The organism is Aliiroseovarius marinus (assembly GCF_004360145.1).
Lineage (GTDB): Bacteria > Pseudomonadota > Alphaproteobacteria > Rhodobacterales > Rhodobacteraceae > Aliiroseovarius > Aliiroseovarius marinus.
The window spans coordinates 196,208-209,460 of record NZ_SAIT01000011.1; the positions used below are offsets into that span (position 1 = coordinate 196,208).

At 62.4% G+C, this 13,253-nt stretch carries 12 protein-coding genes; 2 read left to right on the forward strand and 10 right to left on the reverse strand.

Going from position 1 to position 13,253, the window contains the following annotated elements; translation table 11 throughout:
• Nucleotides 1–2 precede the first annotated feature (2 nt).
• Nucleotides 3–1,280: an aspartate aminotransferase family protein gene (locus tag EOL43_RS12965; RefSeq protein ID WP_133489265.1), complete on the forward strand. Its 1,278-nt coding sequence runs from the start codon at nt 3–5 to the stop codon at nt 1,278–1,280.
• A 49-nt stretch (nt 1,281–1,329) separates the two neighbouring features.
• Here the strand turns inward: EOL43_RS12965 and EOL43_RS12970 are convergent, their stop codons facing one another.
• The 4 genes from EOL43_RS12970 to EOL43_RS12985 all read right to left on the reverse strand — a co-directional run bounded on the left by EOL43_RS12970 (nt 1,330) and on the right by EOL43_RS12985 (nt 5,675).
• A complete protein-coding gene (locus tag EOL43_RS12970) occupies nt 1,330–2,838 on the reverse strand; it encodes an aldehyde dehydrogenase (NADP(+)) (RefSeq protein ID WP_133489267.1) in 1,509 nt (502 codons plus the stop codon).
• 82 nt (nt 2,839–2,920) lie between these two features.
• Nucleotides 2,921–3,601, reverse strand: a complete 681-nt coding sequence (locus EOL43_RS12975) for a GntR family transcriptional regulator (protein ID WP_133489269.1) — start codon at nt 3,599–3,601, stop codon at nt 2,921–2,923.
• Between the two features lie 66 nt (nt 3,602–3,667).
• Nucleotides 3,668–4,690, reverse strand: a complete 1,023-nt coding sequence (locus EOL43_RS12980) for a trans-3-hydroxy-L-proline dehydratase (RefSeq protein ID WP_133489271.1) — start codon at nt 4,688–4,690, stop codon at nt 3,668–3,670.
• 25 nt (nt 4,691–4,715) lie between these two features.
• Entirely contained in the window at nt 4,716–5,675 is a 960-nt protein-coding gene (locus tag EOL43_RS12985) for a dihydrodipicolinate synthase family protein (protein WP_133489273.1), read from the reverse strand.
• A gap of 326 nt (nt 5,676–6,001) precedes the next feature.
• Here EOL43_RS12985 and EOL43_RS12990 point away from each other — a divergent pair, with 326 nt between their 5' ends.
• Nucleotides 6,002–6,991, forward strand: coding sequence for a Hint domain-containing protein (locus EOL43_RS12990; protein ID WP_133489275.1), 990 nt, complete (start codon nt 6,002–6,004; stop codon nt 6,989–6,991).
• Here EOL43_RS12990 and EOL43_RS12995 read toward each other — a convergent pair whose 3' ends face one another.
• The 6 genes from EOL43_RS12995 to EOL43_RS13020 form a co-directional block, all read right to left on the reverse strand.
• Nucleotides 6,992–8,236: a mandelate racemase/muconate lactonizing enzyme family protein gene (locus EOL43_RS12995; protein ID WP_133489277.1), complete on the reverse strand. Its 1,245-nt coding sequence runs from the start codon at nt 8,234–8,236 to the stop codon at nt 6,992–6,994.
• A 4-nt stretch (nt 8,237–8,240) separates the two neighbouring features.
• Complete coding sequence (locus EOL43_RS13000; RefSeq protein ID WP_133489279.1) at nt 8,241–9,332, reverse strand: zinc-binding dehydrogenase; 1,092 nt, start codon at nt 9,330–9,332, stop codon at nt 8,241–8,243.
• Nucleotides 9,333–9,433: 101 nt separating this feature from the next.
• Nucleotides 9,434–10,231, reverse strand: coding sequence for a 3-oxoadipate enol-lactonase (gene pcaD / locus EOL43_RS13005; protein ID WP_133489281.1), 798 nt, complete (start codon nt 10,229–10,231; stop codon nt 9,434–9,436).
• Nucleotides 10,228–11,433 (reverse strand): endonuclease/exonuclease/phosphatase family protein, encoded by a 1,206-nt coding sequence (locus tag EOL43_RS13010; RefSeq protein ID WP_133489283.1) that lies wholly within the window; start codon nt 11,431–11,433, stop codon nt 10,228–10,230. The genes pcaD and EOL43_RS13010 overlap by 4 nt, the downstream gene beginning before the upstream one ends.
• A 12-nt stretch (nt 11,434–11,445) precedes the next feature.
• Complete coding sequence (locus EOL43_RS13015; protein ID WP_133489285.1) at nt 11,446–12,435, reverse strand: threonine ammonia-lyase; 990 nt, start codon at nt 12,433–12,435, stop codon at nt 11,446–11,448.
• The gene (locus EOL43_RS13020) at nt 12,414–13,241 is read right to left on the reverse strand and encodes an alpha/beta fold hydrolase (protein WP_133489287.1); all 828 of its coding nucleotides are present in this window, start codon (nt 13,239–13,241) and stop codon (nt 12,414–12,416) included. The genes EOL43_RS13015 and EOL43_RS13020 overlap by 22 nt, the downstream gene beginning before the upstream one ends.
• Nucleotides 13,242–13,253 lie beyond the last annotated feature (12 nt).

A 13,253-nucleotide genomic window follows, 5' to 3' on the forward strand; every position in this document is an offset into this window, starting at 1 on the left:
CCATGCAGAAACTGACCTCTCAAGCTGATTGGATCGCCCGCGCCCGCACCGTATTGCCCGCCGGCGGCTTTGGAAATTTCGACCCCGGCATTGTCATCGCGCGCGGAGAAGGAAGCCATGTCTGGGACGAGAATGGGAACGAGTATATCGACTATCTGATCGGCTCTGGCCCGATGCTTTTGGGCCATGGCCACCCCGAGGTGATCGAAGCCGTGCTTGAACAGCTCCCCCTTGGCATGACCTTCTTTGCGAACAACGCAAAAGGCATCGAACTGGCCGAGGCGATCGTCGACGCGGTGCCCTGTTGTGAACAGGTCCGGTTCGTCGCCTCGGGGGGCGAGGCCGACATGTACGCCATCCGCCTTGCCCGTGCCTATACCGGGCGCGACAAGATCCTGAAGTTTGAAGGCGGCTATCACGGGATGAGCGCTGAGGCACAGATGAGCCTTGCGCCCGAGGCGCGCGTCAACTTTCCCCAAGCCGTGCCGGACAGCGCAGGCATCCCGCAAGGGGTCGCCGACCAGATGCTAATCGCGCCGTTCAACGATCTGGCCGCGGTCGAGGCGCTGTTGACCGAGCACAACGACGTCGCCGCGATCATCGTCGAGCCGTTGCAACGGATCATTCCCGCCGACCCGGGCTATCTGCAAGGGCTGCGCGATCTGTGTGACAAGCACAGCGTTTTGCTGATTTTTGACGAGATCGTCACAGGCTTCCGTCTGGCCTATGGCGGCGCGCAGGAACGCTATGGCGTGACGCCTGATATCTGCACCTTGGGCAAGATCATCGGCGGCGGCTTCCCCTTGGCTGCGCTTGGCGCCAGCGCCGAGATCATGCAGCATTTCGACAAGTCCGTCGTCGGCGCGGACAAGTGGCTGATGCAACTGGGCACGTTGTCGGGGAACCCCATCGCCTCGGTCGCAGGGCTGAAAACGATGGAGATCCTGCGGCGCGAAGGCAACTACGGTCGCCTGCGTGCCATCGGGAAGCAACTGCAAGACATGCAAAGCGAGGCGCTAAGCGCGGCGGATATTCCGCACCAGATTTGTGGGGATGAGACCCTGTTCGACATCTTCTTCACAAGCGGCGCCTGCCGGGACTACCGCACCGCAAAACATGATGACCCACAGCGCAACGCGACCTACAACGCGACGCTGCGACGTCATGGCATCTTCAAGTCTCCGGGCAAGCTGTACCCGTCGCTGGCAGACACGGAAGCGGATCTGGAGCAGACCCGGATTGCCGTTCAGGCAGCGGTGCAGGCGATTAGCGCGGCCTAAGCTGAGGGGAATACTGCCGCGCCGCCTGTTGGGCGCGGCAGAGCGAAAATTACAGGTCCTCGGGCAGCAGCGCCGCAGGCAGGTTCTGATAGCAGACCGGACGCAGGAAGCGGCGAATGGCAAGCGTGCCCACTGCCGTTGCGCCGAAATTGGTTGAAGCCGGGTAGGGGCCGCCATGTACCATCGCGTCAGCGACCTCGACACCCGTGGGGAAGCCATTGGCCAGAATGCGGCCTGCTTTGCGCTCCAGAATAGGCATCAAGGCACGGGCGTCGTCTGTGTCGCCGTCGTCCATATGCAGGGTGCAGGTCAGCTGGCCGTCTAGGGCGCGGGCCATCTGCTGCATCTCGCCCGTGTCCTTGGCTAGAACGACGAGCCCCAGCGGGCCGAAGACCTCTTCGCCCAGCGTCTCATTCGCGAGCCAATTCTGCACGCTGGTCTGGAACAGATAGGGTGTCGCCTGCCGCTGATCACACATCGAGGTCAGCACCTCTTGCACCCCAGTGGTCGCAGCGATCCGCGCCTGCCCGTCGCGATAAGCGCTGGCGATGCCATCTGTCAGCATGGTTTGCGCGCCGACCTCTGCCAGCCCGGCGGTGGCAGCGTCCAGGAAAGGCTGCGCCTGATCTTCGCGGATCACCGCGATGCCGGGATTGGTGCAAAACTGCCCCGCACCCATGGTCAGCGATCCAACCCAACCCGCGCCCAGCTCTGCGCCACGTGCGGCGGCGGCGTCAGGCAGGATGAACATCGGGTTCACCGATCCGAGCTCGCCAAAGAACGGTATGGGTTCAGGGCGGGCAGCGCAAAGGTCAAACAGCGCGCGGCCCCCGGCAAGGCTGCCGGTAAAGCCCACGGCCTTGATCAGAGGGTGCTGGACCAAGGCGGCCCCGACCTCGCGGCCACCATCCTGCACAAGGCTGAACACGCCGGGATGCAGGCCGCAGTCCGCGATGGCCGCGTGGATCGCGTCGGCGATGATCTCGGCCGTGCCGGGGTGGGCGGGGTGGCCTTTGACCACGACGGGGCAACCTGCGGCCAAAGCAGATGCGGTGTCGCCCCCGGCGGTCGAAAAGGCGAGCGGGAAGTTTGACGCACCGAAGACGGCGACCGGGCCGATGGGGCGCTGGATCATCTTCAGATCGGGACGGGGCAGGGGCGCACGGTCAGGCAGAGCGGCATCATGGCGGCGGTCCAGATAGGCCCCTTGAAGGATGTGATCGGCGAACAGGCGCAATTGGCCGGTGGTGCGACCCCGTTCGCCCTGCAGGCGGGCTTCGGGCAGGCCGGTTTCTTGCGTGCCGATCTGGGTGATCGCGTCGGCGCGGGCCTCGATTTGGTCCGCGATGGCATTCAGAAAGGCGGCGCGCTGGGCGCGGGTGGAATAGCCGTAGCTTTCAAACGCCTCTTCCGCGGCATTGGCGGCGGCGTCGACATCCGCAGGCGTGCCCAGCGAGAACTGATGCGACAGCCCATGCGCGGGGCTGGATGGGAAGGTCGCATCGCCCGCGACCCAAGCGCCGGCGATCAGGTGTTTTCCGTGAGGGATGAAGGTCATGCGGGCCTCTTGCTTATTGTATGGATAATGTATCCAAAAATTACGGATATAAGGAGTGCTGTCTGGTGCTGCCGTTGGCGGATCAGGTGGCTTCGGCGTCCCGAAGCTCGGCGATCACGCCCAGAAGCTCGGATTTGGTGTGGCTGATGTGGTGGGTCAGAAGGGCCGCGGCCGCGTCAATATCCCCGGCCTTGGCGAAGCTTAGAAGGCGGCGGTGTTCGTCCTTGGCGGACTCGCGCTTGCCGCTGATGCTCAGATGCATCCGTACATAGCGGTCCGATTGCAGGTTCACGCGGTGCAACAGCTCGTTCGTCAAGTTGCGACCGGCAGCAGCATAGAGCGCCGTGTGATAGTCGAAGTTCAACGCGCCCCACTGGGTCACGTCATCCGCGTCATACGAGGCGTCCATCTTGTCCAGAATACCCTCGCACCGGGCGAAATCGGCCTTCGTCATGTTGGGGATGGCGCGTTTGAACAGATCAACCTCAATCAGGATGCGCAGGTCGAAAATCTCGGCAATTTCGGCGATGGAATGCTTCACAACCGAGGCGCCGCGATTGTTGGTCAAATGCACCAGACCCTCGGAATCCAGCCGCTTCAACGCCTCGCGGATGGGCATGCGTGAGACGTCGTATTCGTCGGCCAAGGCCTCTTGCCGGATCACCTCGCCCTCGGCCAACTCGCCGCTCAGAATGCGCTCGCGCAGGTCATTGGCGATGACATCCGGAAGGCTTTGGCGTGCGATCTTGCGTTTGGCGGTCATAGGGTGATCCCGGTTTTTGGTTGTCGGGCATTTTGGTGTGCAGGTGCGGGATGTGCAAGGGGCAGGTTAGGCCCCCCACGTATCGCTGAGCCGATAGCCACCGGGCCACGGGTCGTCGGGGTCCAGCATGTGCTGGTGTGTCCCGGTGATCCACCCCCGGCCCGAGATTTCGGGGGTGATGGCGGGGCGTCCGTTCAGGTCGAACGTGTCGACGATGCGGCAGCGGAACTCGCTGTCGATGACAGATCGGGCGTGATAGCGATCTAACGCCTGCATCTGCCCTTTCGCCAGCAGCATCGCCATGCGGGCCGAGGCGCCTGTGCCACAGGGGGAGCGGTCTAGCTTTCCGGGTTTGATGGCCACGGTGTTCTTGCCGGTCAGCACGTCGCCTTCGCGGGTCAGCGGGCCAGCGATTTGGCAGAAAGAGATGTGGTTCCAGTCAGTTTGCGGGTGGTTGAAGCCCAGCTGCTCGTTGGCCGCATCGGTGATCTTCGCCCCGGTGCGGGCAAGGTCGCGGGCCTCGTCCGGGGTCAGGGCAAAGCCAAGGTCGGCGGCATCCACGATCACGAAGCTGTCGCCGCCAAAGGCGGTGTCAACGCGTAGGGTGCCGATCCCTTCGACCTCGATCATCGCGTCCAGCTTGTCGGCGAAGCTGGCGACGTTCTGAACATAGATCCGCTCGGCCTTGCCGTTTCGGCATTCGGCACGTACGCGGACCAACCCGCCGGGGGCTTCCAGCGTCAGGTGTGTTTCGGGCTCAGACATGGGCAGGATGCCACTGTCCAGCAGAACGGTCGACACACAGATCGAGTTCGAGCCAGACATGGGCGGCGTGTCTTCTGGCTCCATAATGATCCACGCAGCATCGGCGTCGGGATGCTTGGGCGGAACCAGCAGGTTCACATGGCGAAACACGCCGCCACGTGGTTCGTTCAGGACGAAGTTGCGCAGGGTCTGGTCTTCGGCAATGAAATTGCGTTGCTCCCACACCGAGTCGCCCGGGGGTGGGGCTACGCCGCCGACGATGACGTCACCGACCTCGCCTTCGGCATGGGCCGAGACAACATGAATGGTCTTGCTGCTGCGCATCTGGAACCTCGTGTTTTGTCAGAGCTTACATGCACTCGGCGATCACGCCACCCTGTTTCGACCAGTCCGCAAACCACGTCTGGAACAGGGTGTATTGCTGTTCGCAATAGTTGCGCTGGGCGTGGGACAGTTCGTCGGTCTCGTTGAAATGCAGGCGGTACTCGTCTTCGCCATTCAGAACCAACAGGTGCTTGTAGTAGAGCACCAGATCTGTGCCCTCATCAAAGCTGGCGAGCACCGCAAAGGCATCTTCCAGTTCCTGCGCGCGTTTGCGTGCTTCGGCGTGACCCTCGGCAGCTTTTTGGGACAGGGCCGCCAGCAGCAGGGCCTCTTTCGGAAGTGCGGTGCCGATCCCGGTGATCGAACCCGTCGCGCCGCAGTTGACGAAGCCATGATAGACCTCGGTATCGACGCCGACCATTAGGGTCACGTCGTCATCCTGGCTGGTGATGTGTTCGGCTGCATAGCGCAGGTCGTCCTTGCCACCGAACTCCTTGAAGCCGATCAGGTTGGGGTGCTCGGCGCGCAGGGCAAAGAACAGATCCGCCTTGGTCGCGAAGCCATAGACAGGGCTGTTATAGATGATGGCGGGCACGTCGGGTGCGGCGGACAGAATGGCTTTGAAATGGTTCTTCTGCGCGGCCATTGACGACCCGCGAGACAGGACGCGCGGGATGACCATCAGACCGACGGCGCCAACTTTCTGGGCGTGTGCCGCATGCGCCACGGCGGATTTCGAGTTGATCGCGCCGGTCCCGACAACCACCGGAATGCCAGCGTCGACCAGGCGCTCGACGCCCGTCATCCGCTCTTCATCGGTCAGCAGCGGCCAGTCGCCCATCGAGCCGCAATACACAACGGCGGACATGCCTGCCGCGATCATTTCGTGACCTTTACGGACCAGCGCATCGTAGTCCGGGGTGCGGTCGGCTTTGCAGGGGGTCATCAGGGCAGGCATCGTACCTGCGAACACGGTTTTCGACATGAGGGATTCCTTTGCAATCTAGGGCTAGGGTCACCACTACGGGATAATGTATCCAAAATCCAGAAAAATGTGTGGGCGGCAGCAATAGGCCTTTCTGCCATCGTGTACGCATGCGGAATTGCCCTTTCTGGCAATACTACTTGAAAGAGAAGTTAATAAGAGTAAAATTCCCTTAAAGGAGATTGATGCCCGCGCCTCCGCCCGGTGCGCCTAGAGAGTGAAAGCTGACAGAGCCATGATGACGAATGTCAGGATCAAGCGCCCCCGTCCCTTAATCCCTGGGTTAAGCAAGGCCGCGCTGTCGGCGTTGGTGTTAGAGGGGTTCGATGGCCACCTATAGCACCAACGGATGGGTCTTTACCGGCACCGGAACTCCAACCACGCTTGTGCCGGTCACGATTGAAGACGATGACCCCTTTATGTCGCCGTATCTCACCGATGACTTCAGTGAAAAAATCACCATCAACGGGACGACCTATACCAATCCGCGCGGAGGCACCTATGAGCTGACCTTCGTGGACTCGAATGGTGTAACCCATACCGAGGAACTGTACGCGTGGTATACGGGGTCCAGCTATATCTTTGTGCCTAAGTGGGGATCGGCTTTCGATGACGGTTCGATCGTCCTCAGTACGGCTGGGTTTGTCGAGTTTGAAACCGGATTTGAGTGGGCCGAAGTCGTCGGGCCGCCCGAAGTCACATGCTTCACTGCCGGAACGCTGATCGAGACTCCGTGCGGCCCGGTTGCAATCGAGCGTATGTGCGCTGGTGAACTGGTTCTGACGGCGGACGGGGTCAAGGCTGTGCGATGGATCGGGCAAAGCCCGGTTTCCAGGATGCAGCTCGCTGCCAATCCCAAGCTCTTCCCAATCCGCATCACGGCCGGAGCACTGGGCGCTGGCCTGCCCAAGCGCGATTTGTTGGTGTCTCGCCAGCATCGGATGTTGGTCCAATCCCCCATCGCGCGGCGGATGTTCGGGACCTCAGATGTGTTGGTCCACGCGATCAAGCTGACCGAGCTTCCGGGCATTTACGTGGATCAATCCGTGTCCGAGGTCACCTACTACCACATGCTGTTTGACGACCATCAGGTGGTCTATGCCGAGGGCGCACCCAGCGAAAGCCTCTATACTGGTCCCGAGGCGCTGAAGGCGATCAGCGATGAGGCGCGGGACGAGGTGTTGGCGCTATTCCCCGAGCTTGCGGACCGAGACTATACCCCCGAGTTCGCCATTTTCGCGCCCGATGGGAAGCGCCAGAAAAAGCTGGTGGCGCGGCATCTGAAGAACGGAAAGCCGCTCTTGTCGCACTGCTAATCAGCGGTCGTCTTTTGGGGCAGGCGCACCACCTTCAAAGCAGTTCTCTTCGGTATAGCTGCAGGGGTCTTCCTGCATTTCCAGATGCAACCCGTCGCCGGTATAGGGATGCGCGCGCATTAGGTCTTCATCGGGGGCGATGCCCAGCCCCGGCGCGTCGGGCGGGATCACGAAGCCCTCTTCCCAGCGGATCGTGTGGCCGATCAGGGCGAGGTGAAAGTCGCCGCCCTGTTCGATGGTCTCGACCATCAAGAGGTTGGGGATCGAGGCGCCCAGCTGCACGTTCGCCGCCCACTCGATGGGGCCCGCATAAAGGTGCGGAGCGATCAGGGCGTTGTGGACCTCGGCAATGGCCGCGATCTTCTTGGCTTCCCAAATCCCGCCTGCACGGCCAAGCGCGGGTTGCAGGATCGATGCCGCCCCTTGGCGTAGGACTTCTGCGAACTCGGCCTTGGTGGACAGGCGCTCTCCGGTCGCGACAGGAACGGAACTGGCGCGCGCGACTTTGGCCATTTCTGCGATGTTGTCGGGCGGGATGGGTTCCTCGAACCAGAGCGGCTGGTAGGGGGCGATGGCTTCCGCCATGCGGATTGCGCCGCCGGTGGTGAACTGGCCGTGTGTGCCGAAAAGAAGGTCAGCGCGGTCGCCGACGGCCTCGCGGATCGCTTTGCAGAACGCTTCGGATCGCGAGATGTCCTTCATCGACGGCATATGGCCCGAGCGGATCGTATACGGCCCCGCGGGGTCGAATTTCAGCGCGGTAAAGCCCTGCTCGACGCGGGTTGCTGCGGCCTCTGCGGCCATCTCTGGCGACGTCCAAAACTCAGGCAGCGCGTGGCCGGGGTTGGGATAAAGGTAGGTGTAAGAGCGTAGGCGCTCGTTCATCATCCCACCCAAAAGCGCCCAGACGGGCCGATTCCGCGCCTTGCCCAAAATGTCCCAGCAGGCGATTTCCAACCCCGAAAACGCGCCCATCACCGTGGGGTCGGGGCGTTGCGTGAACCCCGCGGAATAGGCGCGGCGGAACATCAGCTCGATGTTTTCGGGGTTTTCGCCCTGCATGTGGCGGGCGAACACATCCTCGATCACCGCGCGCATGGTGTTGGGGCCAACGGCGCTGGCATAGACCTCGCCCCAGCCGGTGATCCCGTCATCGGTCGTGACTTTCACGAAGATCCAATACCGCCCGCCCCAGCCGGGGGCCGGGGGTGCGGTGACGATGATGTCGAGATCCTTCAGACGCATGGAATTAGACCTTGTCGAATAGAATGACGTTGCGCCGTGCCGCGCCGGTTTTGGTGTCGGCAATCGCCTCGTTGATCTGGTCAAAGGACCAGCGGCCCGAGATCAGTTCGTCCAGTTTCAGCCGGCCCTGTTGGTAGAGGTCGATCATCCACGGGATGTCGCGCTGGATGACCACGTCGCCCATCTTCGAGCCGACCATGCCCTGACCAAGGGCCGCCAGAACCACGGGTTCATAGCTGGACATGTCGCCGGAATGAGGCATCCCAACCATCACCACCTTGCCGCCGGGGGCCAGATAGCGCGGGGCGCTGTCATAGGCCGGGATCGCGCCCACGGTGACAAGCACGGCGTCGGCTCCGCGTCCTGCCGCCTGCATCGCGGCTTTCCAAGGTTTATCGGACGTGGCAAGTACACCGTCCGTCGCGCCGAATTCCACGGCGACATCCAGCTTCTCTTCCGACATGTCCACCGCGATGATGCGCGAGGCCCCGGCGATGCGCGCGCCCTGAATGGCGTTCAAGCCCACGCCGCCCGCGCCGATCACCACGACCACATCGCCCGCCCGCACGCCGCCCGCATTTACCGCAGCACCGACCCCGGTGATGACGCCGCACGCCAGCAAAGAGGCGACATCCATCGCCATATCCTCGGGCAGTTTCACCACTTGGCTTTGTTCGACCACGACCCGTTCGGCGAACGCTCCGGTGGCCATCGCCTGATGCATCTTGCCACCATCCACATCGGTGATCGGCCCGTGATCCCCATCATAGGGCGTCGCGCAGGCGGTCGGCGTACCCGAGGCGCAGCTGGGGCAGGTCTGGCAGGCGCGGATCAGGGTCACGACGACCGGGTCGCCCACGGACAGACCTTTCACGTGGTCCCCGACATTGGTGATCCGCCCGGCGGCCTCATGCCCATAGACGGCGGGCAGGGATCCACCCCACGCGCCATCCGCATAGGAAATGTCGCTGTGGCAAATGGCGACAGCATCCAGTGTCACCTCGACTTCGCTGCCTTCTGGCGGGCGGATGGCGATCTCTTCTATGACCAGCGGTTTCCCGAATTCGTGACAGACGGCGGCTTTGATCCGGTCCATGGCGGCTCCTGTTGGTGTTGTGTTTTCTGAAAGCTTGCGCGGAAAACGCGGGCTTGCCAACAAAACTGCGACAGGAAGGGCGGAAAACGACGCGGCGTTTCCTAGAAATGCCCGATGGAGCGCAAGAAGTCCGTCAGAAGTGCTGCGTACTCGGCAGGCTTCTCGACCGGAGACATGTGCCCGGTGCCGCGGATCAGTTCGAACCGCGATCCGGGGATCAGCCCGGCGGTCTCGCGCACCATGTCGGCGGGGGTTGATCCGTCCTCGGTCCCGGCAATGGCCAGTGTCGGCAGCCCCAGGCGGGCGGTGCTTTCGTATAGGTCTGTGTCGGCGATGGCCTCCATGCAGCCCAGATAGCCCTGAAGCGGGGTGGCACGCATGCGGGCGCGGGCGTCGTCCAGAAGTTCCGGATGATCGCGTTTGGTGGCGCGGGAAAACCAGCGGTCGATATTGGCATCGACCACCGCGTCGATCCCGCTGTCGCGCACCTTCTTGATCCGCGCGTCCCAAATCCACGGCGTTCCAATCTTCGCGGCGGTGTTCGAGATCACCATCCCGCGGACCAAATCCAGCCGCTCCGCCGCCAGCCCTTGTGCGATGATGCCACCGATGGACAACCCGACAAAGACACACTCTTTCACGCCCAGATTGTCCAGTGCGCGGGCCGCATCGCCGACCAGATCTCCCATCGGATAGGGGCCGTCGGGGCAGGGGCTTTGACCATGCCCACGCATGTCCATGCGGATCAGGCGCAAGCGGTCGGGCAGGGCGTCGACGACGGCGTCCCACATGGTCAGGTCCGATCCCAGCGCATGGGCGAACACCACGGCAGGTCCGTCTTTCGGGCCGCTGTCGGCGACGTTCAGCGCCACGCCCTTGTCATTGGGGATGACGATCATTCCTCGTCCCCAAGCAGCGTCAAATGCGCCATGATCTGCCCGTGGTCCGAGGCAAGCTTGTTGTAAGGTGCCTCGGGGTGAGAGCCATCAGTGATGTGGTCATTCAGCACGCTGAAATAGGTCATGTCGGCGATCCGTCTTGCATTGTCCGGATGGAAATGGCGGCTGAGGAAGATCTGGTCGATGCTTTCAAACACGCCCCCGAAGGCCGAGGTATAGACCATGTCGCGCAATGATTTCCGCACAAACAGCTTCTCGGCGGAGTGCAGGCGGAAGGCCTCGACCGCCGCGGTAATCTGCTTGTTTTCCTCGCGGCTATAGCGGTCGCGGTCGGTCTTGGCATCGTGGCGCAGCATCCACGAATAGTTTTTGAACGGCACCTCACCGGCGATGATTTCCGAGCTAACGGCGTGTTCGCCGTCGTTGAAATCCCCCATCACCGCGACGGGGTGACCGGCCTTGATCTCGGCGACCACCAGCTTGCGCAGCACCCATGCCTCGGCCATCCGGCGCATGGCAGAGCGGGCAGAGCCAAGGGCGCGGCCCACGGGGTCATAGCGGGTCAGGTCGGCCTCGGGCGCGTAGGGGGCGCCTTTGGGCTGGATGAACTCGCCCAGTTTGGATTTTAGGTGACAATTGAACAGCGTGATGACCTGATCCCCGACGGGCACACGCACCTTCAGGATTGGCCGCGACAGGCGGGTGAGCGTATATGATCCCGCGTCGCCCTCGTCCCCGCGCAGGGCAGGGAAGGGGATGGTCACGGGCTCGGGTAGATCCTGAATAATCTCGGGCTCACCCACAAAGCCAAAGCGCGATAGGATCGCGACGCCGGGACGGCGTTCGCCGGGGCCGCCATCGGCCGAGTTCGGGGCAAAGACCAGCCCGTCCTTGGGCCACGGCGTCACCGCCAGTTTTCGAAAGATCGCCTTGCGGTGATAGCGCTTGGTTTCATCCGGGATGGTCGCCGCATTCAGCTCGTGGGCACGTGTGTTGGCCTCGCCTATCACATCCAGCAGGGCGTCTTCCTCGAAGATTTCCTGAAAGGCGATGATGTCGGCGTCCAGCGTCAACATCTGGTCCGCCATCCAGTCGCGCTTCCACGCGTATTCTTCGGGGGTATAGCTGAGGAACTTGTAAAACTCCTGGTCTGCGCCAATCAGGTTTTTGACGTTGAACGAGGCAATCGTGAAATCAGTCATAAGGGTCTCCGGTTAGGCGAAGCGGTTCAGGGCATCGATAAAGACGGGGGCGTCGACATTGCCGCCGGACACAACGACAATCACCGTATCCCCCTTGATCTCGAGCGGTTGGAAGAGCGCCGCAGCCAGTGCGACGGCCGCGCCGGGTTCGATCACCAACTTCAGGCGGGTGAAGGCATGGGCCATGGCGCGCAGGCAATCCTCGTCCGAGACGGTCAACCCGGTGCCGCACAGGCGCTGCATGATGGGGAAGGTCAATTCGCCGGGTGACGGTGTGATGATCGCGTCGCAAATAGATCCGGTCAGCTGCGCATTGCGTCGGATCGCGCCAGCTTCAAGGGACCGCGCGACGTCGTCAAACCCCTTGGGTTCGACGGGGCGCACCTTCAGGCCGGGGGCTTCGTGATCCAGCGCCAAGGCGATGCCTGCCGTCAGGCCACCACCACCACAGGGCACCAGTACCTGCGCGTCGCGGATGCCTTCGTCACGCGCTTGGTTGGCAATTTCAAGCCCAACGGTGCCTTGGCCTGCGATAACCGCTTCGTTGTCGAACGGCTTGATCAGGGTCAGGTCGTTTTCTTGCGCCAGCCGCGCACCGATCTCGTCCCGGTTTTCTGTCGCACGGTCATACAGTACGACCCGCGCGCCCAACGCGCGGGTGTTGTCGATCTTCAGCTGCGGTGCGTCCGAGGGCATCACGATCGTAGACGGCGTCTGGTTCTGGCGCGCTGCCAGCGCAATGCCCTGCGCGTGGTTGCCGGATGAAAAGGCGATCACGCCCATCTCGCGTTGATCTGCGGTCAGCTGGGAAATCGCGTTATGCGCGCCGCGATATTTGAAGCTGCCCGTGTGCTGCAGGCACTCGGGTTTCACATAGACCTGCCGCCCGGCGATCTCGTCCAGAAAAGGTGAGGTCAGAAGCGGTGTGCGCCGGACGTGTCCCGCGTTGCGGCGGGCGGCATTGCGGATCTCGTTGATGTTCAACGCATTTTCTCCAACCATTCAGTGATGGTGGCCAAGCTTTCGGGCTCGTCCAGAAACGGGACATGACCGCGATCGGGAACTTTCGCATAGCCCATGTCAGGGCGCCGCTTACGCATTTCGGCGACCGTCTCGGCAGACAGAAGGTCCGAGTTTTCGCCGTGGATCAGTGCCAGCGGTAGACCATCCATCGCGTCAAAGAAGGGCCAGAGGTCGGGGGCGGGTTGTGCGCCCGCCGCCTCAACCGCGTCGCGCAGGGCAGGGTCGTAACGGTTGGTCAGACCCTTGTTGTCCTGTTCAAACAGGTTGTGGCATTCCTCGACCCAGCGTTCCATCGGGACGTTCTTGAAGCCGAAATCGGCCATAAGCTTTGCGCGGGCCTCGGCGGCTTCTTCGATGGTCTTGGCGGACGGTTTGCGGCCCAAATAGCCCATGATGTTCTCAAGTCCGCCCGGCGCAAGCTCGGGGCCGATATCGTTCATGCAGACGCCTAACAGCTTGTCCTTCACCGTGGCGGCAAGGCCCATCGCAATCAGCCCCCCGCGTGAGGTGCCAAGGATGGCGGCTTTCTCGATCCCTAGATGGTTCATCAAAAAGAGCGCATCCAGCCCTTCCTGCGGCACCGTATAGGTTTTGTGATCGCCCCAGTCCGACTGCCCCCGCCCGCGATAATCCATGCGGATCAGGCGCACGCCCTTCAAATGCGGCGCGACGAAGTTGAAATCGTCCGAGTTACGCGTCAGCCCCGACAGGGCAAGAACAGGAAGGCCTTCGCCCTCGTCCCGATAGGCGATTTCCAGTCCGTCATTGGCGGTGAATGTCTGCATGCGTGTCTTCCC